This window comes from Campylobacter concisus (assembly GCF_003048375.1).
Taxonomy (GTDB): Bacteria; Campylobacterota; Campylobacteria; order Campylobacterales; family Campylobacteraceae; genus Campylobacter_A; species Campylobacter_A concisus_T.
In genome coordinates, this window is record NZ_CP021642.1 from 881,708 (window position 1) to 906,898 (window position 25,191).

Consider the following 25,191-nt stretch of genomic DNA (forward strand, 5'->3'; position numbering starts at 1 on the left):
AACACACTTACTCCTTTAATTTTCAAAATTTAGCAAAGTCGCTCTCATAACCCATCAAATTCTTTCTTTAGTTCGTCCCTTAGCTCTTCGGCTCTATCTTCGCCGTTTTTTAAATTTGCCTTCACAAAGCCATCGATCTCGTCTAAAATTTCAACTAGTTCGCTCTCCCAGTTTGCATTTTCCCGCTTTAAAAGCGCCTCGACCTTATCTCTTGTCTGCTCGAGCTGATCCAGTGCTTTGTCTTTGTCGCTAGCCTCATTTAGCGCATCTTCAAAGAGTATGTCTTGTCTTAGAGCGTTTATCTTTTTTTGTATGACGTTGCAAAATTTAGGGTATTTCTCAGCGTTGTTTAAATTTTCTAAAACCTCTTGCGCAGCCTTTTGATAGGCAGGTACCGCCCCATCATCGTCAAGCTTTTTGGTTAGTTTTTGTATCTGAAAATATAAAATAAGCGCTGCAAAAAATGCAAGCAGCAAATAGATCGTAACGCTATTCATTTTTACTCCTTTTTCTAAATTTATCTACGCTAATTATCGCAAGTGCCAGCCAGATCATACAAAATGAGACGACTTTGTAGCCATCTAAAATTTCGCCATAAATGAAGACCGCGCAAAGGATCGCGATGGTTGGTGAGATGTATTGCAAGTAGCCGATAGTCGTTAAATTTATCCTTGTCGTAGCTGCGTTAAATGCGACAAGTGGCACGATGGTTACGATGCTTGAAGCGATCATTAAAAGTGAGTCCTCGTTTAGTCCAAAGTGGCTTTGCGAGTGAAAAACCAGCCATAAAACGTAGCCAAGCGCAAATGGAAACATAAAAAATGTTTCGATAAAAAGCCCGTTAAATGCGCTAATCTTCGCCATCTTTCTAACCATCGCGTAAAATCCAAATGAAAGTGGCAAGATGATAGAGACAAGTGGCAGGCCACCTTTAGCGTAAATTTGCACGCAAACGGCTGCGATGACGATGCAAACGGCTATGGCGCTAGCTTTGCTCAGGCGCTCTTTAAAGATGATGACGCCAAGGAGCATGCTTATCAAGGGATTTATAAAATATCCCAAACTCGTATCTAAAATTTTGCCGCTACCCACCGCATAGACATAAACGCCCCAGTTTATGGTGATAAAAATACCACTTAAAAATAGAGCCTTTAGCGAGCGGATATCTTTAAGAAGCGCAAAAATTTCGCCCATTTTGCCATTAATGCAAAGCACTGCCGCCATCAAGAAAAACGACCAGATGATCCTGTGGGCTAAAATTTCATAAGCATCGATATCTTTGCTAAAGAGGTTGAAATAAACCGCCAAAAATCCCCACATAAAAAAGGCGCTAAGCGCGAGAATAACGCCTTTTTGGCTCTCATTTAGTCTTGGTATTTTTGTCGCCTTTTATAGAATTTATACTATCTATCATCAAAAGCGTGACAGAGATGGCTAGGCAGATCATCAAAAAGTATGAGCTTTTCTCCAGTCTCTCGCCGATGGCAAATGAGACAAAAAGCATCATTATAGGCTCAAAATATGTAAGCAAACCTAGTACATTTATCGGCACGAGCGTGCTTGAGAGGATCTGGGCGATGAGGGCTATGCCGCTGATAGCACCAAGCAAGATGAGCAGATAGTAGATGTTTGGATTTTGGCTCATTACGTAGTCCATATCGGCTGTGAGCGCAAAATAAAATGAGAATAAAAACATAAAAATTATCTCTATAACAAAGCTTGAGAAATTTGCAAGGTTGTAGTACTTTCTAATGGTAAAATAGACTGGATAAAGGCAAAAAACTACAGCGCTCTCCCACGAGATGCCACCACTAATGACTGCTGTGCTAAAGACGCCAATGGCAGCGAAAAATATCGATGCTAACTTTGTTTTTGAGAGGTGCTCTTTGAAAAATATCCGTCCAAAAAGGACCATGACTATTGGCATGATGAGGTAGCCTATCGAGACTTTTAGCGCTGCGCCGTTACTTGGAGCCCAGAGATAGAGCCACATCTGAAATGAGACGATGAGCGAGGTAGCAAGCAAAACTAGTAAAATTTTAGGTTTTAGCTTTATTTTTAGAAGTAAAAATTTGAAATTTCGCTGCTGTTTTAACAAAAAAATGGCGGCGATGACAAAAGGCATGGCAAAGATCATGCGGTATCCAATAAGAGCTTGCGTGCTGATGGGGTTCATGAGCACTGACATGTAGTAGATGCAGTTAAATAAAACCGAGGCTAAAAGCGAATAAAATATGCCTTTTATCATGAAAAAAATCTTCTCTTTTTCTGGGTAAATTTAAAGTAGCGATTGTATGCAAAATATCTTTAATAGTCCATTAATGGCTTTTATTTTTTAAGTTTTGCGTGATATAATCTGCGCTAAATCAAGGTAAAAGATAGGAAAAATTTATGACTTGGAACAGAGATAGTTGGAGAGAATTTAACATCTTGCAACAACCAACTTATCCAAATTTAAAAGAGCTAAAAGAGGCTGAAGAAAAACTAAAAGCACTTCCGCCTTTGGTATTTGCTGGTGAGGCTAGAAGTCTTAAAAATGAGCTTGCAAAAGTTTGCAATGGCGAGGCCTTTTTGCTTCAAGGTGGCGACTGTGCTGAGAGTTTTGCAAATTTTAGCGCAAACAACATCAGAGATATGTTTAAGGTCTTGCTTCAAATGGCGATAGTTTTAACCTTTGGTGGTGGCTGTCCGGTGGTCAAAGTAGGCCGCGTGGCAGGGCAGTTTGCAAAGCCTAGAAGTAGCGACTATGAAGAGGTAAATGGAGTTAAATTACCAAGCTATAGAGGCGACATCATAAATGGCTTTGAATTTGACGAGCAGGCAAGAGTACCTGATCCAAAACGCATGATAGAAGCTTACTATCAAAGTGCTTCTACGATGAACCTCTTAAGAGCCTTTTCAAGAGGAGGTTTGGCCGACCTTCATCAGGTGCATAAGTGGAATTTAGGCTTTGTTAAAAAGCCAGAGATAGGCGAGAAATACGCAAAACTAGCTGATGATCTAACAAAAACTCTATCTTTCATGGCAGCTTGTGGCATCACTTCGGCAAACACCCCAGCGATAAATCAAACCGCAGTCTATACATCTCACGAGGCACTGCTTTTGCCTTATGAAGAGGCGCTAACTAGGGTTGATAGCCTTAGTGGCGAGTGGTATGATTGCTCGGCTCACATGCTTTGGATAGGCGAGAGAACACGCGGTATAAACGATGCTCACGTGCATTTTTTAAGTGGTGTGAAAAATCCTATCGGCGTAAAGATCGGACCAAGTGCAAAAGCTGAAGAAGTTGTCGCGCTTGCAAATAAGCTAAATCCAGAAAATGAAGCTGGCAGACTAAATGTGATAATCAGAATGGGCGCTGACAAGATCGGCGAAAATTTACCAAAAATTTTAAGAGAGCTAAAGCGCGAGGGGCTAAATATCGTTTATAGCATCGATCCGATGCATGGCAACACCGTTAAGACCTCAAACAACTACAAAACTCGTGAATTTAGTAAAATTTTAAGCGAGGTTAGAAACTTTTTTGAAATTCATAAAGCTGAGGGCACAAGAGCAGGTGGCGTGCATCTTGAGATGACTGGCAAAGATGTGACAGAGTGCACTGGTGGCGCGCTAAACATCACTGAAAGCTCGCTAAAAGAGAGATATGAGACGCAGTGCGATCCAAGACTAAATGCTGATCAGGCTTTAGAGCTTGCATTTTTGATGGCTGATCTAGTTAAAAAAGCTTAAAATTTATAAAATTTGGAGAAAAATATGGCAAATATTTATGATCTAATAGTAGTTGGCGGCGGACCTTGTGGCATAGCTAGCGTAGTTGAGGCTAAAAGAAATGGCTTAAGTAATGTTTTGCTCCTTGAAAAAGGCGATAACCACAGCCAAACGATCAGAAAATTTTATAAAGACAATAAACGCGTAGATAAAGAGTATAAAGGGCAAGATAGCACGATACATGGGCTAGTTTCGTTTGAAGATGGCACAAAAGAGAGCACGCTTGATTATTTTGACAAGCTACTTGACTCTGAGAATATCGAGGCTTTTTTTAATTCTGAGGTCGAAAGCGTAAAAAAAGAGGGAGAAATTTTTAAAGTAACTACCTCAAAAGCTGTCTATGAAGCCAAAAATGTTATGGTCTCTATCGGCAAAATGGGGCGACCAAACAAGCCTGACTATAAGATCCCGCCATCACTAAATTCAGTTGTAAATTTTAACCTTGATAACTGCACAAACGGCGAAAAAGTGCTAGTTGTGGGCGGTGGCAACTCTGCGGTTGAGTATGCTATCGAGCTTTGTCAGTATAACAAAACTACGATCGCTTACAGAAAAGATAAATTTAGCCGTGTAAATGAGACAAATTTAAGCGCACTTTGGGAGCTTGAGAAGCACAATAAGATAAAAGTAAGGCTAAATCACGATATAACCGAGATCGATAATGAATCAGGCAAGGTAAGAGTGCATTATGAAAATGGCAAGATCCGTGTCTATGACAGGGTTGTTTATGCGATCGGTGGCTCAAGTCCGGTTGATTTTTTACAAAAATGTCAGATAAAAACTGATGAGAAAGGCACTCCAATAGTTGATAGCAATTACCAAAGTAGCGTGCCAGGACTATATGTGGGAGGCGACATCGTGCTAAAAAATGGCGGCTCGATAGTAGTCGGACTAAATCACGCTCATAGCGTCATCAAAGATATCTTAAAAGGCAAGGCACAAGCTTGATAAATAAAATCGCACTAGCTATTGTTTGTCTGATAGCTGGCTTTTCTCTCTCGTTTTTGAAATTTCAAAAAGAGGACGAGATGCCAAAAGATACTAATCAAACGATTTACTCTATAAATTTTGATGATCTCCCTGAAGAAGAGAAGCAAAGATATGTAAGTAAAGACGATCTTTACGAGTATGGTGGCTACATCACGCCAAAGAGCTACATGCAAAATTTTGTTGATGACAAGGATCTAAATTTATCAAACAATGTAAATGAGCTTCAAGAGCAAGTGCGCGAGCTAAGCAAAAAAAATGAAATTTTGGCCGCTGATAATGTCGATATGAGCGAGAAAAATTTAGACTTTATAAGCAAAATTTCAGAGATGAAAAGAAATATCGAAAATGAAAAAAACGAGATAGTAGAAAAAAATCAAAAGGCTCTTGGCGAGCTTGAGGCGCAACACTTTGAAAATATCCAAGCTTTGACAAAGCGCCTAAATGAAGCGCAAGCTGATATGATAGAGAGTTCAAAGGCTTATGAGAAAAAGATAATCGACCTTGAAAATGCGATAAATGACGCTAGAAGTGACGATGAGAGCAAACTAAAAGATGCCAAGGCCAGCTTTAATAAATTTAAAGAGAGTTTTGAGGCAAACTACACCGCTTTAAAAGAGCAAAATAACGAGCTAAATGCGACGCTTGCACAAAAAGAAGCTCTTATAAAAGAGTATGAAAAAGCTCAAAGCGAAAAAGATAGAGGCGAGAAAAAAGAAATTTTGATTTTAAAAGAGGAGATCGAGCGAGTTAAAAATGACGCCGACACTCAAAAATTTAGCTACGAAAAAGAGATAAATGCACTAAATGATGGCTTTGAGACACAAAAGAGTGTTATGGAGGATGAGCTTTCTAAAAAGGCAAACAAGATAATCGATCTGCAGGAGGCTCTTGAGTCAAACAAGACCGCACTAAAAGATAGAATTTACGAGCTTGAAGAGATCAAGAAAAACCTAAACTCAAAAGATCTAATGGCGCAAAGCTATAATGGCAAAAATTTAGAGCTAAATGCCTCGCTTGCGGCACTTCATAAGAGTTTTGACGATCTAAAACAAAAGAGCCTAAAAAGCGAGCAAGAGAACAAGCTTGCAAATGAAAATATAAGCTCGCTTAAAAAAGAGCTTGAGAGGGCAAATGCCCTAAATAAAAAGCTTGAAAAGCAAAATTTAGACGCAAACTCAACTCTAAGTGAGCTAAGCAAAAAGCTAAGTTTAAGTGAAGAGAGCCTTAAAAAGAGCCAAGAAGAGCTAAAAGCGCTTGATACGAAGACAACTAAATTTCTAAAAACGCTATTTGATCAAAACCAAACCATCTCTTTGCAGTCGCAGAAACTTGGCTCAAACGAGGGCGAGCTAAAGAATTTGAGCTCAAAGCTCGATCTAAAAGATGCAAAGATAAAGGAGCTTGAAGAAAATGTCACAAAGACAAGTCAGATGCTCCTTTCTAAGCAAAGCGAGCTAGAAACTCAAAAAAGAACACTAAAGATCGATATGCAAAACTATGAAATTTTGCGTCAGCAAATAAACATGCTACAAAAAAAGATAGTCGATACCTCAACATTTTTAACCGATAACAACAAAAGTGGCGGCAAAAATTTACTAAGCTTGCAAAATGAACTAGAAAATGCAAAACAAAAGCTAAATGAGAGCAACAAGACGATCGAGCGGCTAAATTCAAAGATAAATGAGCTAAGCTCAACCACTCACAAAGGCGGTAGCGGTAGTGTAAATGCCCAGATAGTCGAGCTCCAAAAAGATATCGAGCAAAATTTAAACAGACAAGATGAGCTTGAAAATGAAAATGTAAATTTAAAAAATATCTTACAGGCTACGACAAAGCCAGAAACGCCAACAAAGCTAGTCCTCATCTCTAGCATCGAATGCGACGATATGGACGCAAAAGACAAGGTTAGCATAATGTGCAAAAACAGAGTGAGCGAGTTTTTGCAGAGATTTAACTCAAACTACATGTATGAGATCATCCCGATCGTGGATAAGAAAAATTTTGTCATCCCATCAAATGTCGCTCAAAATATCAAAAAAGATGACCTTGGCAAGCTAAACAACTACGTAAATTACGGCGTTGGCAAGGAGCGTGCAAAGGCAGCTGCTGAGCTTATCAAAGAGGAATTTGGCGACTTTGCAAGGATCAGCTTTAGCTCCGAAGTGATCGTAAAAGATGTGACGCGCGGCTTTATCATCAAGGTTTATAGATGATCTTGGCTCAGCTTGAAAATGGCTATCGCTACAACAGCGATACGCTCGTTCTTTATGATTTTATCTGCTCTAGTGTAGGCGAAATTTCTGGCAGGGTTTTGGACGTTGGAGCAGGGTGCGGGATACTTGGACTTTTGCTTAAGCGTGACTTTAAAAAGATAGATCTAAGCATGCTTGATCTTTTGGAGCTAAATAGCGAAATTTCAAGCTTTAACGCAAAGAACAACTGCTTAGAGGCTAGAGCTATAACGGCTGATTTTGCAAATTTTAAAGATAGTGAGAAATTTGATCTAATCATCTCAAATCCGCCTTTTTATCACGACGGTGTTACAAAAAGCCAAAATGAGCACATAAAAGTTAGTAGATATGCAAGCTCGCTAAATTTAAAGGATTTTATAAGAGGCATAAGCGTAAATTTAAAGCCACATAAAAGGGCATTTTTTTGCTATGCGCCAGATGATCTTAGCGAGATAGCGGCATGCTTAAAAGAGTATAAGCTAAATTTGGTGAGTTTAAAATTTATCCATACCAAAAAGGATAAGCCAGCAAATTTGGCTTTGCTTGAAGTGCGAAACAACTCAAACTCAAAGCTAAAAGTCCTGCCGCCTCTAGTGATGAGCAAGGATGGCGCGCACACGAAAGAGGCAAGCGAGATCTTTAAAAAAGCAGATACAAACAGCGTCTCTTACAAGGAGATAGCGTGAGGGCTGAGGGTTTTAGCTATGAGTTTGATCCTAGCTTTTGCGAGAGTTGCGGAGGCAAATGCTGCACTGGCGAGAGTGGCTACATCTGGATAGATGAGGGTGAAATTTTAAAATTTTGCGCCGCTTTTGATATGCCAAAAGATGAGTTTGAGAGCAAATTTCTAATAAAAGTGGGCGTAAGACGAAGCATCAAAGAAAAGCCTTATGATGACGGTTTTGCTTGCATATTTTTTGATGAGAAAAATAAAAACTGCTCGGTTTATAAGCTAAGACCTAAGCAGTGCAGGACATTTCCGTTTTGGGATTATTTTAAAAAAAATTTAAAGGAGCTAAGAGCAGAATGCATTGGCGTAAAATTTTAATAATTTTTATAAGCGTATTTTTTAGCACGCATCTGCTTGCAGATGACAACAAAAGTGTAAATTTACGCCTAATGCAAGCTCTCATCTCGCAAGATAGTGGCGATGTAAATGCTAGCATCCAGACCTATCTAGGACTTTTTAAAGAGACAAATCAAAAGACCTATCTAAAAGAGGCGATCAAGCTAGCCTTTGCTACAAAAAATGAAAATTTAGATAGCCTCATGGCTGAGGGCGAAAATAGCCTAAAAGATGATAGCGACTTTATCAGGATCAAAGTGGCAAATTTTGTCAATCTCTCTAAGCTAAACGAGGCAAAAGAGCTGATGCAAGAGCTTGCCACAAAAGAGCCAAACGCTCAAAATTTGCTCATGCTTGGCACCATTTGCATGATGCAAAATGATACTGTAACGGCGCTAAAATACTTTGAAGAGGCATACTCGCTAAAGCCTGAAGAGGAGAATTTACTCCGCATCGTTGATATACTTTTAAACCGCATGGATAATGTAAATGATGCGACAAAATACCTCGAGAAATTCCGCGAGGAGCAGGGCTGCACTCAAAAGACATGTGAGCTTTTGGCTGAAATTTACTCTCAGCAAAGAAATTTCCCAAAGGTGATCGAGCTTTTTGAGGAGATCTACGACATCACTCACGACACCTCTTATCTTGACAAGATCGTGCAGTATTTTGTCTATGCTAAAAATTATAAAGCGGCTATTGAAATTTTGAAAAAATATGGCTACAACGACGCCACGCTGATGGATCTTTACGCTGCGACTGGAAATTTTGGCGATGCATACGTTTTGGCGGTTAAAATTTATAACGATAGCAGGGATCTAAATTTCTTAGCAAAGGCCGCTATCTACGAGTATGAGATGAATAAAGATAGCCTAGATGAGAAAAAGATCGCTGATATCTTAGATAAATTTGAAGCTAGCGTGCCAAAGCTTAATAACGATATGTTTTTTAACTACTACGGCTACTTGCTCATTGATCACGAGATAGACCCTAGAAAGGGTGTGGAGATGGTGCAAAAAGCCCTTGAGATCTCGCCAGAATCACCTTACTACGAGGACTCGCTAGCGTGGGGGTACTTCAAGCTTGGCGAGTGCAAAAAGGCAAAGGGCATAATGAGTCACGCGATGAAAGATGTTGATTTTAGGAGTTCAAAAGAGGCAAAAGAGCACCTGCATCTAATCGAGCGCTGCATAATAAATTTAAACAAAAGGCTTAAAAAATGATACTTGATGAGATCATAAAAAAGACAAAAGAGGATCTAAAAAAGCGAAAAGCTGACTATCCGCAGGAGTGGCTGGGCCGCTCGCTCGCATACAACCCATACGTGCCAAGAGACGTTTTGGGCGCACTTAGATCAAGCAAAGATGAGCCTATAAAGATCATAGCCGAGATAAAAAAAGCAAGTCCAAGCAAAGGCGTGATAAGAGAGGACTTTGAGCCGATCAAGATCGCTCAGGAGTACGAGCAATACGCAAATGCCTTTAGTATCCTAACGGAGCCTCACTGGTTTAAGGGTGACATCGAGTATATCACGCAGGTTCGCCGCTACGCCTCAAAGCCTATCCTTAGAAAAGACTTTATCGTTGATAAGTATCAAATTTTAGAAGCTCTTGTTTATGGAGCAGACTTTATCCTGCTCATCGCTAAAGCGCTAACTCAAGGCGAGCTAAAAGAGCTACTTGATTACGCGCACCACTTGGGGCTTGAGGTCTTAGTAGAGACACATGACGCGAGCGATGTGAAAAAGGCGGTCTTTGCAGGAGCAAATATAATAGGGATAAATCATAGAAATTTAGATGATTTTACGATGGATATGAGCCTTTGCGAGAAGCTCGTACCGCTTTTGCCAAACGGCAAGATAATAGTCGCCGAAAGCGGTCTTTACGAGCATGAGCAGCTTTGTGAGCTAAACAAGATCGGAGTTGATGCCTTCTTGATAGGAGAGCATTTCATGAGGCAAGATGATATAAAAAATGCCGTTAAAAAGATAAAGGAGGGCGAGTGATGCAGCACCTTTGTGCCCCTTGGAGAAGCGAGTATTTCAGCGCAAAAAAAGATAGTTGTGTCTTTTGCGAGGTCATAAATTCAAAAGAGGACGACGAGAAAAATGGCGTGCTTTTTCGTGCTAAGCACTGCTTTGGGATCATGAATTTATACCCATATTCGCCAGGTCACTTTATGATCATACCAAACCACCACACCGACAAGATCGAGGAGCTTGACGAGCAGACGTGGTTTGAGATGAGTAAATTTGTAAGACTTGGGGTTGAAATTTTAAAGCGTGAGCTTCATGCTCAGGGCGTAAATATCGGTATGAATTTAGGCAAGGCAGCAGGTGCTGGCATAGCTGAGCACGTGCATTATCACCTTGTGCCAAGGTGGAGCGGGGATACAAATTTCATCACAACGATCGCCGATGTCAGGGTAAATGGTACGCCGTTTCATCCGCTTTATCAAAAGCTAAAAAAGGCTTTTAGTGGCGTTATTTGAGCTTGATATCGAGCAGTGGCTTGAAAAAAGAGGCGAGTTTGAAGTCCTGATAGACGCTAGATCGCCGCATGAATATGCCTACTCGCATATAAAAGATGCTCTAAATTTATACGCACTTGATGACACTGAGCACAAAGAGGTAGGCACGATCTACAAAAGTGACAGGGCCCTAGCCAAGAGCCTTGGAGCAAAATACATCTGCAAAAATTTACAAAATATCATCGATGAGGTCTATAAAAGGGCCAAGGTTGGCTCAGCAGTTGGGATATACTGCGCAAAGGGCGGGCTTAGATCAAGCTCGGTTGCCTACGTGCTAAGCATGATCGGATATAGAATTTACAGACTAAATGGCGGCTACAAGGCTTATAGAAATCACGTTTTGGAGTTTTTAGAGCGTCCTTTAAGCACGAAATTTATCACTCTTTTTGGCAACACTGGCTGCTATAAAAGCAAGCTTATAAGAGCACTCTCACCATCAATAGACCTTGAAGCGATGGCAAATCACTTAGGCTCAGTCTTTGGCGCGATAAACGGCGCGCAGCCTAGTCAAAAAAGCTTTGAGGATGCACTCTTTGAAAAGCTCATCACGCTAAAAGATCAAATTTGCTTTATCGAGGGCGAAAGTAGAAGGATCGGCTCGCTAACACTTCCAAAAAGCCTTTATGAGGCGATGCGCAGCGGCATCTGCGTTGAGGTTAGGGCAAGTTTAGAAAATAGAATTTCTTGCATCACAAGCGACTATAAAAGCGTGGATAAAGCCTTTTTTGATGAGTGTATAAAAAAAATTTCGCCCTTTATAGACAAAGAGGCCAGAGATGAGGCGGTGGCTAAATTTAACGAAAACGACATCGCCAAAGTGGCTGAAATTTTACTAACAAAATACTACGACAAGGTCTATAAGAAAAATGAAAATATCGATGTTTTCGTAAGCTCCGACAACTTTGAAGAGGCTGTTAAAAAGCTAAATTTGATAAGAGCTGAGGCGAAATTTTAAATCCTTGTGACGCTTTGTTTGGGGGTAAAATTTATCTACAAATTTAAATTTGCTCTATTTTGCTAGGTCAAATTTACTTTTAAATTTAATATAGATCGGTTTTTTGCACTTAAAAATGGCTTAGCTTAAGGCGATTTTTATACTTCGACATAAATTTCTTGCTAATTTTTTGAAAATTTCTAGTTAAATTTATCTGTTTTTCTTGGTTTTCTGGATTGGCTGGATTGGCTATCGCCCCTCCACTTTTTCTAAATTTGCCAAATTTATCAAAAATACTAAAAATAATATGCATAAATATATGTAAAATATTTTGTATTTCTCGCTTTTTTAACTCAAAATTTTTTCAAAAAATTTAAGATAACGCCCAAATTTCGCTAAAAAGTTAAAATGGATTTAAAATGCTTTGGGATATAATTTGCGATAAATTTATCAAAAGGCTAAAGTGATGATAAAACAAATTTCTGGTTCACAGATGATAAGCGAAGCCTTGCACGAAGAGGGCGTTGAGATAGTTTTTGGCTATCCTGGCGGTGCAGCTTTAAATATCTACGACGAGACATATAAACAAACTTATTTTAAGCACGTCTTGGTTCGCCACGAGCAAGCTGCCGTTCACGCAGCAGACGGATACGCTAGGGTTAGTGGCAAAGTTGGCGTGGCTTTTGTGACAAGCGGTCCTGGCTTTACAAACGCAGTCACTGGTCTTGCCACGGCTTACAGCGACAGCATCCCAGTTGTGCTTATAAGCGGTCAAGTACCAACCTTTATGATCGGCACAGATGCCTTTCAAGAGATCGATGCAGTCGGCATTTCACGCCCCTGTGTCAAACATAACTTCTTGGTTAATAGCGTCGAGGAGCTACCTCGTATCATAAAAGAGGCGTTTTACATCGCAAGATCAGGCCGCCCAGGACCAGTTCATATCGATATCCCAAAAAACGTCACTTCAAGGCTTGGCGACTTTGTCTATCCAAAAGAAATTTCTATCCCAAGCTACAAACCGACATATAAAGGCAACTCTAAGCAGATCAAAAAAGCAGCAGCTGCGATAAATGAAGCAAAAAGACCACTTCTTTACATAGGTGGTGGTGCGATCGCATCAAATGCAAGCGAGATCATACGTAAATTTATGAAAAAAACAGGCATCCCAGCGGTCGAGACGCTTATGGCTCTTGGCGTGCTTGATGCAAAAGATGAGCTAAATTTAGGCATGGCAGGCATGCACGGCAGCTACGCTTCAAATATGGCTCTTAGCGAGTGTGACCTTCTCATCTCGCTTGGCGCTAGATTTTGCGATAGGGTCACAGGCAGGACAGATGAGTTTGCTAAACACGCAAAGATCATTCACATCGACATCGATCCAAGCTCTATCTCAAAGATCATAAACGCTCACTATCCGATAGTTGGCGACCTTACAAACGTGCTAAGCGAGCTTTATGAAGAGGTGAAAGGTGAGCCTAAAAACTATGCGCCTTGGAGAGAAATTTTAGATAGATATCAAAAGCTAAATCCACTTGGCTACACAGACAGCGACACTGTGCTAAAACCACAATGGGTAGTTGAAGAGACTGCAAAGATAGTTGGTCCTGAGGCTATCATCGCAACTGACGTCGGTCAGCACCAGATGTGGGTGGCGCAGTTTTATCCATTTAACCGCGCAAGGCAGCTTGTCACAAGTGGCGGCCTTGGCACGATGGGATATGGCCTGCCTGCAGCGATCGGCGCAAAGTGCGCGAAGCCTGAGCATTTGGTTGTAAATTTCACAGGCGATGGCTCGATACTTATGAATATCCAAGAGCTAATGACGGCTTATGAGACAAATGTCCCTGTCATAAACATCATCTTAAACAACAACTTCTTAGGCATGGTGCGCCAGTGGCAGACATTTTTCTATGAAAAGCGCTACTCATCAACTGATCTTAGCTTGCAGCCTGATTTTGTCAAGATCGCTGAGGGATTTGGCGGCGTTGGCTTTGTTTGCAAGAGCAAAGATGAGTTTAAAAAGGCTTTAAAAGAGGCGATCAAGAGTAAAAAATCAGCTCTTATCGACGTGAGGATCGACCGCTTTGAGGACGTGCTTCCTATGGTTCCAGCTGGGGCTGCGATTTATAATATGATATTAAAGAGCAAGGAAGAAAAATGAGTATCAGAAGAACGATTTCGGTTATAGTTTTAAATGAACATGGCGTTTTGGCTAGGATTTCTGGGCTTTTTGCGGGCAGGGGCTACAACATCGACACGCTCACAGTCGCTCCGATACCTGAGAGCAACTTTTCAAGACTAAGCATCGTCACAAGCGGCGATGAGAGGGTTTTAGAGCAGATCGTAAAACAGCTTCACAAGCTCATCCCAACATATAAAGTCATAGAAAGTGGCGAATTTGTCGAAAAAGAGATGGCTCTTGTGAAAATTCCGCTTGGTGAAAATTTCGCTGGCCTTGAGGCGATACTAAAGTCATACAACGGTATCGTCACAAATACAAACGAAAACTACATCGTCGTCATGGTGGCTGACGATGCGAGCAGGATAGAGAATTTTTTAAAGTCAATAAAGAAATTTAACCCAGTTGACGTCGTGCGCGGCGGATCTGTGATAATGGATATATGATGAAACTAAGCGAAATAGCCTTAAAAGTAGATGCTACTTTTAGTGGAGAAGATCTTGAAATTTTTGCTCTAAATTCTTTAAAAAATGCAAATAAAGCTGAGCTAACATACTGCGACGGCGAGAAAAATGCCAAATTTATAAGCACTTCAAACGCTGGAGCTATCTTGGTGACAAAATCGCTTTTAGACCTAGTGCCAGCTGGCATGGTAGCGCTTGTGTGCGACAACCCGCACCTTGCATTTGCCATCCTTAGCAAAATTTACGCTAAGCCGCTTTTTTGCGAGCCAAAACCATCAAATATCGCCCAGAGCGCCACTATAATGCCAAATGTCTATATAGGCTCAAACGTGAGCGTGGGCGAAAATACGATAGTGATGGCTGGAGCTTTTTTGGGCGATAACGTAACTATCGGTAAAAACTGCATTATCCACCCAAACGTAGTCATCTATAACGACTGCGTCATCGGCAATGAGTGCCACCTGCTAGCAAACTGCGTTATAGGCAGCGACGGCTTTGGCTATGCGCATACAAAAACTGGCGAGCATGTGAAAATTTATCACAACGGCAACGTTGTTTTGGGCGATTTTGTCGAGATCGGAGCTTGCACGACGATAGATCGTGGCGTTTTTGAAAGCACGATGATCGCAAACTACACAAAGATAGATAATCTCGTTCAAATAGGTCATAACTGCGAGCTTGGAAATGGCTGCCTCATCGTCTCACAAACTGGACTTGCTGGCTCAACAGTGCTAGGCAGAAACGTCGTCATGGGCGGACAAAGTGGCTCAGCTGGTCACGTAAGTGTCGGAGACTTTGCTCAGATCGCAGCACGCGGTGGCGTTAGCAAAGACCTACCTGGCGGCAAAAAATACGCTGGAGCATATCCGATAATGGAGCTTTCAGAGCAGTTTAAACTACAAGCAAAGATATTGAGATTTTTTAAGAAAAACTAAATTTGGCGGAGCTCTCCGCCAAATAGTTGTCGCACTTCTATAATTTAAATTTTTCTTTTATTTTATTTCACCGCAATCACAAACCATATTTATGGCTAATAAAAATAGCTAGCAAGAGATCTAATTTAAGCATTAGATTTTTTGCATATTAAATAACATAACAAAACGGCTGAACTAATATGAGCAAAGTGTTATAAGATGTAGTAATTTTTGTGTTTAATGATGTATAGAGTAGCCCATTTACTACAGGTTGTTTGCTCGTGGCGGTAAAAAGCAAATTTGGATACATGCTTTGATATATAAAAACTTCTAAAAGATATTAGTAAAACGCTGGTGGATAAAATTCCTTTTACTAAGGTGATTTGCCTAAATTTATAAGGTAATATCACACCAACATTTACTTTATTGCTTATTAATTTTAACTCTTTATAGTGGTTACATAAAATGTGAATTCTAGAAAAGAAATTTACAAAGCTAAATTTATTTTCTATTTTCGTCTAGGACTTTTTGCATGCTCTCTCTAGTCGCCTCTAGCCAGTTTTGTTTTGAGGTATCGACTAGATCAAGGCAAAAGAGCTTGATGTCAGCTTTTTTAAAGCTAAATTCTTTCACTTTCATCGCATCACTTCCGACGATTACGATAGGCTGAACCTTTAAATTTAGCTTTTCAACTAGCAACTTTGCGCCACCTTTAAATGGCAAGAGCTCTTTGGTTTGAGACCTTGTGCCTTCTGGAAATATCGCTAAAACACGGCCATTTTCTACTCTGTCTTTTGCTTCGCTTAAAAGCTTTATTAGCGAGTGCTTATTTTCTCGCTCGACCGCTATCATCTTTGGAAGGCTCAAAATTTTACCGATGATCGGGATCTTACCTATCTGCGCCTTTGCGATCCAGCAAAGATTTTTAGGGTGCACCTCTTCAAGCACGATGATATCAAGCATGCTTTGATGATTTATTAGTAAGATATTCGCCTCATCTTTAAACTCACCTACCACCTCAAGTGTATAACCGCCAAAAAATCTCTGAGCTCTGCCCCAAATTTTTCTAATAGGTCTATTTTTCGAGTTAAAAAGCCACATAAAAAATACCACGACAAAAACGCTAAGAACAAATGTGATAGAGAAGAAAATAGCTCTAATTTTTGACAAGATCACCCTTTCTTACCCAGCCGATTTTGCCATCTGCGAATAAAATTTTTGAGTAGTCATCTTTTGTGTCTAAAATTTCAACATTTTCATTTTTACGAGATGTATAAAAAACGGTTGAATTTTTAGTTGGCAAGATAGTGACGCTCACATCTGGTTTAAGCACTGCTTTGCCAAAAGGATTGTAAGTGTAAATCCCAAGTGCGATAAAAACAGCTGCCACAAAGAAGTAGCTTAGCTTTCTTCGCCAGATCGCTAGCAAGATAAAGATAGCGACCAAAGAGTAGATCGTGATATCTTTGTAAGTGCTAAACTCGCTTTGCTTTGGATTTAGACCGATTTGCGTGCTAACCTCGTCCTCTTCGACGCTCACAGGCAGTGAAAAGCTCTCAAATTTGGCTTTTTTTAGGTTGTAGTAGTTAAAGTCAAGTGTCTTTTTATTTGGCTTAAATACCGCAAAATAATATGCACTTTGCGAGTTAAAGTCGCCGTTTATCGTATCTACGCCTTGCTTTAGGATCGTTTTATTTTCGATATTAAATGCGCTTAGATCGACATTGTTGCCGTAAATTTCCACGACCATGATGTTGTTTATATCATCAAATTTAGTCGTTTTAAATTTCTTTACCTCAAGGTTGTCAGCAACGATGTGGTTGTAGTTCTCGTCACTTCTAAGCTCTTTTAGCTTTGGTAAAAAGATATTTATGTTTGAGTTTTGATAGTTCTCGCCATTTCTTTTTAGATCCAAGCTAACTCGTAAAGTCTTTGCATCAATGCTCGTTGCTTCAAGGTAGAAAGTGCCGATGTATTTGTTTTCATCGCCTTTTACCCATTGAAAATTCTTCTTATTTAACCATTTGATATTTGTCTCATCAAGCTGTGTCTCAAACTCAAACTCAAGGTCACTTTGCGTATCAGCTACGATCTCAACGCTAAAAATTTCTCCTACGACGACATTTTTAGGGATATTTGTCGCTTTTAAAAGGAGGTCTTTTATTTTTATCTTGTCATAGACTTGATTATCAGGGACACTGATGTCTGGTTCGTTTGTCGGCACGATATTTCGCATCTGCTCTGGAGTGATACGCTCTGGCTGTGGGGCGATAGAGCGTGGAGATACGAGCTTTCTTGATATTTCTTCTTCGCTTGGAGTCTTTGTTTGTGGCTTTGAACTTGGGCTATTTACAAATTTATCCTCTCTTGCCTCATCCATCATGTCAAAAACGCTGACTTCATCAGTGTTTGCGGCAAATAAATTTAGCGCGAGTAGGGCGATAAAAAGTGTTCGTTTTACCAAACTAGCCCTTTTAACATCTTCATGCCATCATCTGTGCCTAAAATTTTCTCGCAAGCGCGCTCTGGGTGAGGCATAAGACCAAAGATCCTCTTACTCTCATCGCAAATCCCAGCTATGCTATCAACCGAGCCGTTTGGATTTATCTCATTGCCGTGGCTGTCACAGTATTTTAGTAGGACTTGCTCGTTATCATATAGGCTTTTTAGCGTATCTTCGTCGGTGTAGTAGTTGCCCTCGCCATGAGCGATAGGGATATTTACCACTTCGTTTTTGGCTAAATTTGCTAGGAATTTATTGTTATTTGAGATCACTTTTAGGTGGTGGTATTTTGAGACGAAATTTAAATTTTCATTTCTTCTCATCGCACCTTTTAAAAGTCCAAGCTCAAGAAGCATCTGAAAGCCATTGCAAATTCCTAGGATATAGCCACCTTTTTTCGCATGCTCTTTTACAGCCTGCATCGCTGGGCTAAATTTAGCTATCGCAGCCGTTCTTAGATAGTCGCCGTAGCTAAAACCACCAGGCAAAACGACTAGATCAGCATCGATCTTATCTTCTTTGTGCCAGATAATCTGCGTTTGGCAGCCAAGTAGCTTAAAGGCGTGAGCTGTGTCTTCTTCGCAGTTTGTGCCAGGAAAAAGTATGATCGCTACTTTCATAGCACGATCTCGTAGTCTTCGATGACGGTGTTTGCTAGAAGCTCTTCACACATCACTTTTAGCTGCTCTTTTGCTTTGTTTTTATCGCTCTCGTCGATATCTAAAACGATTTGTTTGCCTATCCTGACATTTGAAACACCGCTAAATCCAAGTGAATTTAGCGCGTGCTCTACTGCCTTACCAGCAGGGTCTAAGACCCCACTTCTTAATGCTATATTTACAACAGCTTTCATCTTTGTCCTTAAGAAAGAATTCTTCTTAAAACTTCTTCGTAAGCTACTTTTACGCTACCAAGGTCTTGTCTAAATCTATCTTTGTCAAGTTTTTCGTTTGTTGTCGCATCCCAAAATCTGCAGCTATCAGGGCTTATCTCGTCAGCTAAGATGATGTTGCCATCTTTGTCGATACCAAATTCGACTTTGAAATCAACTAGTTTTAAATTTCTCTCTGCAAAGAATTTAAATAATATAGAGTTGATCTCTCTTGCTGTATGTCTTAGCGTTTGAAGGTCTTTTTCGCTCTTTACTAGACCCATGATAATGCAGTGCTCATCAGTAACTAGTGGATCGTGTAAATCGTCGTTTTTATAGTAGAACTCAACAAGTGTAAAAGGTAGAACTGTGCCTTCTTTTATGCCAAGTCTTTTGCTAAGTGAGCCAGTTGCGATATTTCTCACAACAACTTCAAGAGGTATGATCTCGCATTTTTTGACCACTTGCTCAGTGTCGCTGATGGTCTCAACAAGGTCAGTGACGATACCTTTGCTCTCTAGCAGTTTAAAAAGCTGAGTAGAGATTTTGTTATTTAGTGCGCCTTTGCCAGCTTCGTTGCCTCTTTTTTGAGCGTCAAATGCTGTTAGATCGTCTTTAAATTCAGCCACAAGTAGATTTGGATCGTCTGTGGCGTACATTTTCTTGCCTTTTCCCTCGTAGATAAGCTCTCTTTTTTGCATGTTGTTCTCCTTTAGATTATTGTTGTTTTATCTTTAAAATTTTGATCGTATCAATCGCTGTTTTTAACTGAATGTCCTCATCGACTTTTTTCTGTGTGATTATGTTTTTATCATCTTTTGCTTCAGTTTTGTTGCCTTCACTTGTAGGATTTATCTTATTTAGCTCGCTCTTTAGGTGTGCTTTTAGCTCGCTCTCTTTGATGCTAAATGCGCTATCGTCGCTTTGTGGCACTTTGCCAGGATGCACTACTACATCAGGCGTTACGCCAACTGCTTGGATAGTTCTGCCACTTGGTAAGTAGTATCTTGCGATGGTTAGTCTTAGCGCTTCTGTATCGTCTATTGGCAGGATCACTTGAACGCTGCCTTTACCAAAGGTGTTTTCGCCGATTATCACCGCACGCTTGTGATCTTGCAGTGAACCGCTTACGATCTCGCTCGCACTTGCACTTCCGCCATTTACCAGCACTACAAGTGGGAGTTTTGATAAGGTTTTGCTAGCGCTTGCTTTATACTCTACATTTTCAGATGTATCACGACCTTTTTGGGAGACGATGATACCGTTATCTACGAAAAGATCCACTAGATCAACAGCTTGATTTAAAAGACCGCCAGGGTTGTTTCTAAGATCAAGTATGATGCCATTTGCTTTAGGATGCTCTTTGATCGCCTCTTTTACCTTTGTGACGACGTTTTTGTCAAAATTTGTGACGCGTATATAAAGGATGTTTTCATTTTCTATCATTTTTGCATAGACAGACTCAACCTTTATAAGATCTCTTATGATCTTTACGTCAAATGGCTTTTGCTCGCCTTTTCTTAAGATCGTAATTGTTATCGGAGTTTTTGGCTTGCCGCGCATCTTATTTACAGCCTCATCTATCGTTGTGCCGATAGTTGAGTTGCCATCGATCCTTAAAATGATATCGCCAGCTTTTATGCCTGCTTTATCAGCTGGAGTGTCCTCGATAGGCGAGATAACGGTTAGTGCGCTATCTTTCATACCAACTGTTATGCCAAGCCCACCAAATTCGCCGCTTGTTTGCACCTGCATATCTTTATATGCTTTTTCATTTAAAAAGCTTGAGTGAGCATCCAAATTTTGCATCAAACCAGCGATGGCTTTGTCGATTATCTCTTTAAATTTAATGTCATCAACGTAGTATTTTTCAACAGTTGAGATGGTTTTTGTAAGTTTTGAAAGTGCTTCAAGTTTCGCACTCGCCTCATCTTCAGTTTTAGCAAAAAGTGCATTTACTGCTACGCTTGAGATGAGCAGGGCGCCTGTTATTTTTAGCGCAAAAGATCTAGTAAATTTATTCAAAATATCTCCTATATTTTTTGGCTCAATTTTATTAACATTTGGCTAAAAAAAGCATAAATTTAACCTTATATTTTTAACTTTTGTCTATTTTTAACACAAATTTATAACAGCAAATTTTAGCAATTATATAAAAAGAGTGACAAAGGCTATAAAAATACTTGACAATATAAGACTAAAGTTATATAATGCCGCCATTATAAAATAACTTAAGGAGCTTTAATGGCTGACATAACAGAAAATTTAACAGCGCAGATGCAAGAGACACTTGAAAAAGGCGTTAGCTTAGCGATCTTTTCTAAAAATCCACAAGTTGTGCCACTTCACGTCTTTTGGGCTTTACTCGCTGATAGCAATTCTATTTTAAATCAAGTATTTAATAAGATGAACATAAGCAAAGACGCAGTCGAGCTTGAGATAAAAAGCAAGATCTCGTCACTCCCAAGCAGCTCAAACGTCACAAAAGATAACGTTTCAGTTTCAAGAGAGCTTATAAATTCGCTTGAAAATGCAAAAGCTTTAATGGTAAGCATGGGCGATAGCTACATAGCTGTTGATACTTGGATCATCTCGGCTCTTGAGCTTAGTGAGATCAAACAAATTTTAAGCAAATTTTGCGACATCTTAGAGATCAAAAAGAATCTTGAGAGCATAAGAGGTGGTAAAAAGATAGATAGCCAAACTGGCGATGATACTCTTGATAGCTTAGAGAAATTTGGTATCGATCTAACACAAAAAGCCCTAAATAAAGAGCTTGATCCAGTCATCGGACGTGATGAAGAGATCACTAGAATGATGCAAATTTTAATAAGAAAGAGCAAAAATAACCCTATCTTGCTTGGTGAGCCAGGCGTTGGTAAAACAGCTATCGTTGAGGGGCTAGCTCAAAAGATAGTGGCTCGCGATGTGCCAACAAGCCTTGCAAACAAGCGTGTCATCGCACTTGATATGAGCGCAGTTGTAGCTGGAGCAAAGTATAGAGGCGAGTTTGAAGATAGGCTAAAAGCTGTCATCGACGAGGTCAAAAAAGCTGGCAATATCATACTTTTTATAGATGAAATTCACACCATAGTTGGAGCTGGTGCGAGCGAGGGCGGAATGGACGCTGCAAATATCCTAAAACCAGCTCTTGCACGTGGCGAGCTTCACGCTGTTGGTGCGACAACATTAAAAGAATATAGAAAATACTTTGAAAAAGATGCAGCACTTCAAAGACGTTTTCAGCCTATAGACGTTAAAGAGCCAAGCGTAAATGAGGCACTTCAAATTTTACGTGGTATAAAAGAGCGCCTAGAAGTTCATCACGGCATCACGATAACAGATAGCGCGCTAGTTGCCGCAGCAAGGCTAAGTGACCGATATATCGCAAACCGCTTCTTGCCAGATAAAGCGATAGACCTTATAGACGAGGCAGCAGCTGAGCTTAAGATGCAAATAGAGAGCGAGCCATACGAGCTTTCAAAGATAAAACGCGAGATCGTAACGCTTCAAGTAGAAAAAGAAGCGCTAAAGATGGAGGATGCGGATAAAAATAAAGAGAGACTTGGCGAGATCGAAAAAGAGATAGCTGACCTAAATGAGAAAAAACTAGCACTTGATACTAAATTTGAAAATGAAAAGGCCGTTTTTGGCGGAATTTCAAAAGCAACAAAAGAGATCGATAGCTTAAAATCACAAGCTGAGATAGCAAAAAGAAATGGCGATCTTCAAAAGGCTGCCGAGATAGAATACGGCAAGATAGCTGACGCTAAAAAGCACAAACACGAGCTTGAAGAAAAATGGGAGCACATGAAAAAAGAGGGCGTGCTTCTTAAAAATCAAGTCGATGAAGAGCTTGTAGCTGAAATTTTGAGCAAATGGACTGGAATTTCAGTTAAAAAGATGCTAACAAGCGAAAAAGAGAAATATCTGCGCATCGAAGAGCATCTAAGAGAGAGCGTTGTCGGTCAAGATGACGCACTACACGCACTTGCACGTGCTGTTAAGAGAAACAAAGCTGGTCTAAATGAGGGTCAAAGGCCGATTGGTTCATTTTTATTTCTTGGACCAACAGGCGTTGGTAAAACTCAGTCAGCTAAGGCTTTGGCTAAGTTCTTGTTTGACGATGAGAAGGCGCTTATCCGCTTTGATATGAGCGAATATATGGAAAAACATAGCGTGAGCAGGCTTCTTGGTGCGCCTCCAGGATATGTAGGCTACGATGAGGGCGGCCAGCTAACAGAGGCAGTTCGCAGAAGACCATACTCAGTCATACTTTTTGACGAGGTTGAAAAGGCTCATAAGGATGTATTTAACATACTTCTTGGCATTTTAGATGATGGACGCGCGACTGATAATAAAGGCGTAACGGTTGATTTTAAAAATACGATCATCATTTTAACTTCAAACATCGCTTCAAATTTCATAATGGAGCTAAAGGGCGAAGACCGCGATGTAGCTGTTAAAAACGAGCTTAAAAACTACTTTAAACCTGAGTTTTTAAATAGGCTTGATGATACTATCATCTTTAATCCTCTAAATGAGCAAGGTTTGATATCTATCGTTGAGATCATGTTTAAAGAGCTTGAAAAAACTCTTCATAACCGCGGTATCAAGGCAGTTTTAAGCGAAGAGGCTAAGAAATTTATCGCAAAAGCTGGCTTTGACATAGTTTATGGCGCAAGACCTCTTAGAAGAGCGCTTTATGAGCTAGTTGAAGATAAGATCGCTGATATGATCTTGAAAGATGAGCTTGAAAGTGGCGATGAGATCACCATTGATAGCAACGGTGAGAAGATCATCATTAAGAAAAAATAACTTCAAATTTACTTGGCAGGTTGGATCAACTTGCCAAGCCTACTATAAATTTAACTAATATCCTTATTTAATCTGTAATAAAATATAAAAAACAGCACGCAAAGCATCGCTACAAAGGCAAAAACTATCAACGTACCATCTTTAAATGAGCTTAAAAACATGCCATTTGTATTCATACCAAAAAAGCCAGTGATGAAATTTAGCGGCAAAAATAGAGCCGAAATGAGCGTCAAGAGGTAGATATTTTTATTTATCTTGTCATTTTTAGCGCTTTGTATAAATGTATAGATGTCTTCGACCCTACAGGCATATTCGTTGGCTATTGTTTTAAAGACACTTGCTTCGTGGATGCTGTTTTTAAGCTCTTTTTTAAGACCTTGTTGCTCACTTTGGCAGATCGCAAGAGCTTCGTAAAAGTGCGAAATGCTATTTTGAAATTTTCTGATCTCATACTTTAAAAAGTGGTGTCTTTTTATAAATTTCTCAAAATTTTTCTGACTTGCGTAAATTTTTTCATACTCGTTTAGCTCGTCTTGGTGCTCTAAAATTTTATTTGTATATTCATTACAAATCCCCTTGATAGCTGCTTCAAACGTGCTTTTGTCACATTCATGCTCAAGATCTTCTTTGTAAATTTTGCCATCTTTAAATAAAAATTTAAAAACTTGCTTTTGCGATGATGAGATGAGCGTGATGTAGTCAAACGCATCTCCATAAAAATATCCACAAACCACGTTTTTATAGCTCATCTGCGCTCCTTTTTGCGTAGAAATTTCGCTTAAATTTAGCAAATTCGCCGACCTCTATCGCCTCTCTCATCTCTTTCATTAAATTTAGATAGTAGTGCAGGTTGTGAAGGCTTGCAAGTCTAAAAAATGTTAGCTCCCTTGCCTTAAAAAGGTGGTTTAGATAGCCTCTGGAGTAACGCTTGCAGGTGTAGCACTGGCAAGCTGGGTCTATCGGCGCGTGGTCGTTTATAAATTTGGCTGATTTTATATTTATCTTGCCAAAGCTAGTAAAGAGTGTGCCGTTTCTTGCGTTTCTTGTTGGCATGACGCAGTCAAACATATCAACGCCTCGCTCCACGTTTTCTACAAGATCTTCAGGCGTGCCAACGCCCATTAGATAGCGCGGTCTAAGCTCATCCATAAATGGCATAACCGCCTCAACCGTGTCATACATCGCCTCGTTGCTCTCGCCAACACTAAGACCTCCTATCGCAAGGCCGTCAAATGGCATCTCGTTTAGTGCCTGCGCACAAAATTTACGTGCCTCATAGTCGGTGCCGCCTTGAACGATACCAAAGATATTTTGCTGCAGGCCAACGCCCTTGCTTTGCATAAATTTGTGATAATCAATCGCCTCTTTTGCCCATTTTATCGTTCGCTTTATGCTTAGATCTATCCTTTTTGGCTCAGCAGGCAAGGCGACTAGATCATCAAGTATCATCATGATGTCGCTGCCTAGCTCATACTGCGTGTCAAGGACGGATCTTGGCGTGAAGTAGTGCGTGCTGCCGTCGATGTGGCTCTTAAATTTTATCCCGCCATCGTCGTTTTTGGTGTTTGACCTAAGCGAAAATGCCTGAAATCCGCCGCTATCAGTTAAAAACGAGCGATCAAATTTAGAAAAGCCGTGAAGTCCACCAAACTCACGCACGACCTTGCTGCCAGGGCGCAAGTACATGTGATAGGTGTTTGCTAAAATTATCTTTGCGTCTAAAATTTCACTCATATCAAAGGCATCTAGGCTTTTAACTGCGCCAACCGTGCCAACTGGCATGAAAACTGGCGTTTGTATCACGCTGTGAGCGGTTGCTAGGACGCCTCGCCTTGCATTGCCATCTTTTTTTATAACTTCAAATTTCATCTAAGTCCTTAAAATTCTTGATTTTTTATTTTAACAAAAATTATAATAT

General features: G+C 40.2%; 24 protein-coding genes. 13 read left to right on the forward strand and 11 right to left on the reverse strand.

Annotated features, from left to right (window positions below; genetic code table 11):
• Positions 1-44: 44 nt before the first annotated feature.
• From CCS77_RS04400 to rarD (CCS77_RS04410), 3 genes are read right to left on the reverse strand one after another with little or no spacing between them, the layout of a single operon-like run.
• Positions 45-497, reverse strand: coding sequence for an aryl-sulfate sulfotransferase (locus CCS77_RS04400; RefSeq protein WP_107916693.1), 453 nt, complete (start codon positions 495-497; stop codon positions 45-47).
• Positions 490-1,377 carry an EamA family transporter RarD gene (gene rarD, locus CCS77_RS04405; RefSeq protein ID WP_107916694.1) on the reverse strand — a complete coding sequence of 296 codons (888 nt, stop codon included), beginning with the start codon at positions 1,375-1,377 and terminating at the stop codon, positions 490-492. Before rarD (CCS77_RS04405) ends, CCS77_RS04400 begins: the two co-directional genes overlap by 8 nt.
• Complete coding sequence (gene rarD / locus CCS77_RS04410; protein WP_009293763.1) at positions 1,361-2,248, reverse strand: EamA family transporter RarD; 888 nt, start codon at positions 2,246-2,248, stop codon at positions 1,361-1,363. The genes rarD (CCS77_RS04405) and rarD (CCS77_RS04410) overlap by 17 nt, the downstream gene beginning before the upstream one ends.
• A 143-nt stretch (positions 2,249-2,391) precedes the next feature.
• Between rarD (CCS77_RS04410) and CCS77_RS04415 the strand changes: the two genes are divergently transcribed.
• From CCS77_RS04415 to lpxD, 12 genes are all read left to right on the forward strand, one after another.
• Positions 2,392-3,732: a class II 3-deoxy-7-phosphoheptulonate synthase gene (locus tag CCS77_RS04415; protein WP_107916695.1), complete on the forward strand. Its 1,341-nt coding sequence runs from the start codon at positions 2,392-2,394 to the stop codon at positions 3,730-3,732.
• Between the two features lie 24 nt (positions 3,733-3,756).
• Positions 3,757-4,719: an NAD(P)/FAD-dependent oxidoreductase gene (locus CCS77_RS04420; RefSeq protein ID WP_002942343.1), complete on the forward strand. Its 963-nt coding sequence runs from the start codon at positions 3,757-3,759 to the stop codon at positions 4,717-4,719.
• Entirely contained in the window at positions 4,716-6,974 is a 2,259-nt protein-coding gene (locus tag CCS77_RS04425) for a vesicular transport factor Uso1p (protein WP_107916696.1), read from the forward strand. Before CCS77_RS04420 ends, CCS77_RS04425 begins: the two co-directional genes overlap by 4 nt.
• Complete coding sequence (locus CCS77_RS04430; protein WP_107916697.1) at positions 6,971-7,678, forward strand: tRNA1(Val) (adenine(37)-N6)-methyltransferase; 708 nt, start codon at positions 6,971-6,973, stop codon at positions 7,676-7,678. Before CCS77_RS04425 ends, CCS77_RS04430 begins: the two co-directional genes overlap by 4 nt.
• Positions 7,675-8,040 (forward strand): YkgJ family cysteine cluster protein, encoded by a 366-nt coding sequence (locus CCS77_RS04435; protein WP_107916698.1) that lies wholly within the window; start codon positions 7,675-7,677, stop codon positions 8,038-8,040. Before CCS77_RS04430 ends, CCS77_RS04435 begins: the two co-directional genes overlap by 4 nt.
• On the forward strand, positions 8,019-9,281 hold the full coding sequence (locus tag CCS77_RS04440; RefSeq protein ID WP_107805064.1) for a tetratricopeptide repeat protein: 1,263 nt from the start codon (positions 8,019-8,021) through the stop codon (positions 9,279-9,281). The genes CCS77_RS04435 and CCS77_RS04440 overlap by 22 nt, the downstream gene beginning before the upstream one ends.
• On the forward strand, positions 9,278-10,063 hold the full coding sequence (trpC, locus tag CCS77_RS04445) for an indole-3-glycerol phosphate synthase TrpC (protein WP_107805063.1): 786 nt from the start codon (positions 9,278-9,280) through the stop codon (positions 10,061-10,063). The genes CCS77_RS04440 and trpC overlap by 4 nt, the downstream gene beginning before the upstream one ends.
• Positions 10,063-10,548 carry an HIT family protein gene (locus CCS77_RS04450; protein ID WP_002942290.1) on the forward strand — a complete coding sequence of 162 codons (486 nt, stop codon included), beginning with the start codon at positions 10,063-10,065 and terminating at the stop codon, positions 10,546-10,548. The genes trpC and CCS77_RS04450 overlap by 1 nt, the downstream gene beginning before the upstream one ends.
• Positions 10,535-11,542, forward strand: a complete 1,008-nt coding sequence (mnmH, locus tag CCS77_RS04455) for a tRNA 2-selenouridine(34) synthase MnmH (protein ID WP_107916699.1) — start codon at positions 10,535-10,537, stop codon at positions 11,540-11,542. Before CCS77_RS04450 ends, mnmH begins: the two co-directional genes overlap by 14 nt.
• 448 nt (positions 11,543-11,990) lie before the next feature.
• Positions 11,991-13,685: an acetolactate synthase large subunit gene (locus CCS77_RS04465; RefSeq protein WP_236635303.1), complete on the forward strand. Its 1,695-nt coding sequence runs from the start codon at positions 11,991-11,993 to the stop codon at positions 13,683-13,685.
• A gap of 2 nt (positions 13,686-13,687) precedes the next feature.
• A complete protein-coding gene (ilvN, locus tag CCS77_RS04470) occupies positions 13,688-14,149 on the forward strand; it encodes an acetolactate synthase small subunit (RefSeq protein WP_223154493.1) in 462 nt (153 codons plus the stop codon).
• Positions 14,149-15,102 carry a UDP-3-O-(3-hydroxymyristoyl)glucosamine N-acyltransferase gene (gene lpxD, locus CCS77_RS04475; RefSeq protein WP_087582171.1) on the forward strand — a complete coding sequence of 318 codons (954 nt, stop codon included), beginning with the start codon at positions 14,149-14,151 and terminating at the stop codon, positions 15,100-15,102. Before ilvN ends, lpxD begins: the two co-directional genes overlap by 1 nt.
• Before the next feature lie 480 nt (positions 15,103-15,582).
• On the opposite strand, the gene CCS77_RS04480 is transcribed toward lpxD, so the two are convergent.
• Genes CCS77_RS04480 through CCS77_RS04505 form a run of 6 tightly spaced genes read right to left on the reverse strand, consistent with a single transcriptional unit; the run spans position 15,583 to position 20,447 of the window.
• Positions 15,583-16,257 (reverse strand): lysophospholipid acyltransferase family protein, encoded by a 675-nt coding sequence (locus tag CCS77_RS04480; RefSeq protein ID WP_223227307.1) that lies wholly within the window; start codon positions 16,255-16,257, stop codon positions 15,583-15,585.
• Positions 16,238-17,545 carry an SH3 domain-containing protein gene (locus tag CCS77_RS04485; RefSeq protein ID WP_103642023.1) on the reverse strand — a complete coding sequence of 436 codons (1,308 nt, stop codon included), beginning with the start codon at positions 17,543-17,545 and terminating at the stop codon, positions 16,238-16,240. The genes CCS77_RS04480 and CCS77_RS04485 overlap by 20 nt, the downstream gene beginning before the upstream one ends.
• Entirely contained in the window at positions 17,539-18,204 is a 666-nt protein-coding gene (purQ, locus tag CCS77_RS04490; RefSeq protein ID WP_012001682.1) for a phosphoribosylformylglycinamidine synthase I, read from the reverse strand. The genes CCS77_RS04485 and purQ overlap by 7 nt, the downstream gene beginning before the upstream one ends.
• Positions 18,201-18,437, reverse strand: coding sequence for a phosphoribosylformylglycinamidine synthase subunit PurS (gene purS / locus CCS77_RS04495; protein WP_009293857.1), 237 nt, complete (start codon positions 18,435-18,437; stop codon positions 18,201-18,203). The genes purQ and purS overlap by 4 nt, the downstream gene beginning before the upstream one ends.
• An 8-nt stretch (positions 18,438-18,445) precedes the next feature.
• Positions 18,446-19,156, reverse strand: a complete 711-nt coding sequence (gene purC, locus CCS77_RS04500) for a phosphoribosylaminoimidazolesuccinocarboxamide synthase (protein ID WP_009293856.1) — start codon at positions 19,154-19,156, stop codon at positions 18,446-18,448.
• Between the two features lie 16 nt (positions 19,157-19,172).
• Positions 19,173-20,447 (reverse strand): S41 family peptidase, encoded by a 1,275-nt coding sequence (locus CCS77_RS04505; RefSeq protein WP_236635305.1) that lies wholly within the window; start codon positions 20,445-20,447, stop codon positions 19,173-19,175.
• Positions 20,448-20,699: 252 nt separating this feature from the next.
• On the opposite strand from CCS77_RS04505, the gene CCS77_RS04510 reads away from it, so the two are divergent.
• On the forward strand, positions 20,700-23,273 hold the full coding sequence (locus CCS77_RS04510; RefSeq protein ID WP_087583177.1) for an ATP-dependent Clp protease ATP-binding subunit: 2,574 nt from the start codon (positions 20,700-20,702) through the stop codon (positions 23,271-23,273).
• Between the two features lie 50 nt (positions 23,274-23,323).
• On the opposite strand, the gene CCS77_RS04515 is transcribed toward CCS77_RS04510, so the two are convergent.
• Complete coding sequence (locus CCS77_RS04515) at positions 23,324-24,022, reverse strand: CorA family divalent cation transporter (RefSeq protein WP_107916703.1); 699 nt, start codon at positions 24,020-24,022, stop codon at positions 23,324-23,326.
• On the reverse strand, positions 24,012-25,142 hold the full coding sequence (gene tgt / locus CCS77_RS04520; RefSeq protein ID WP_107916704.1) for a tRNA guanosine(34) transglycosylase Tgt: 1,131 nt from the start codon (positions 25,140-25,142) through the stop codon (positions 24,012-24,014). Before tgt ends, CCS77_RS04515 begins: the two co-directional genes overlap by 11 nt.
• Positions 25,143-25,191: the final 49 nt, after the last annotated feature.

Coding starts and splice junctions, on each gene's coding strand:
- CCS77_RS04400 (WP_107916693.1), bottom strand. CDS start 497: ATGAATAGCGTTACGATCTATTTGCTGCTTGCATTTTTTGCAGCGCTT.
- rarD (WP_009293763.1), bottom strand. CDS start 2,248: ATGATAAAAGGCATATTTTATTCGCTTTTAGCCTCGGTTTTATTTAAC.
- CCS77_RS04415 (WP_107916695.1), top strand. CDS start 2,392: ATGACTTGGAACAGAGATAGTTGGAGAGAATTTAACATCTTGCAACAA.
- CCS77_RS04420 (WP_002942343.1), top strand. CDS start 3,757: ATGGCAAATATTTATGATCTAATAGTAGTTGGCGGCGGACCTTGTGGC.
- CCS77_RS04430 (WP_107916697.1), top strand. CDS start 6,971: ATGATCTTGGCTCAGCTTGAAAATGGCTATCGCTACAACAGCGATACG.
- CCS77_RS04440 (WP_107805064.1), top strand. CDS start 8,019: ATGCATTGGCGTAAAATTTTAATAATTTTTATAAGCGTATTTTTTAGC.
- trpC (WP_107805063.1), top strand. CDS start 9,278: ATGATACTTGATGAGATCATAAAAAAGACAAAAGAGGATCTAAAAAAG.
- CCS77_RS04450 (WP_002942290.1), top strand. CDS start 10,063: ATGCAGCACCTTTGTGCCCCTTGGAGAAGCGAGTATTTCAGCGCAAAA.
- lpxD (WP_087582171.1), top strand. CDS start 14,149: ATGAAACTAAGCGAAATAGCCTTAAAAGTAGATGCTACTTTTAGTGGA.
- purQ (WP_012001682.1), bottom strand. CDS start 18,204: ATGAAAGTAGCGATCATACTTTTTCCTGGCACAAACTGCGAAGAAGAC.
- purS (WP_009293857.1), bottom strand. CDS start 18,437: ATGAAAGCTGTTGTAAATATAGCATTAAGAAGTGGGGTCTTAGACCCT.
- purC (WP_009293856.1), bottom strand. CDS start 19,156: ATGCAAAAAAGAGAGCTTATCTACGAGGGAAAAGGCAAGAAAATGTAC.
- CCS77_RS04510 (WP_087583177.1), top strand. CDS start 20,700: ATGGCTGACATAACAGAAAATTTAACAGCGCAGATGCAAGAGACACTT.
- CCS77_RS04515 (WP_107916703.1), bottom strand. CDS start 24,022: ATGAGCTATAAAAACGTGGTTTGTGGATATTTTTATGGAGATGCGTTT.
- tgt (WP_107916704.1), bottom strand. CDS start 25,142: ATGAAATTTGAAGTTATAAAAAAAGATGGCAATGCAAGGCGAGGCGTC.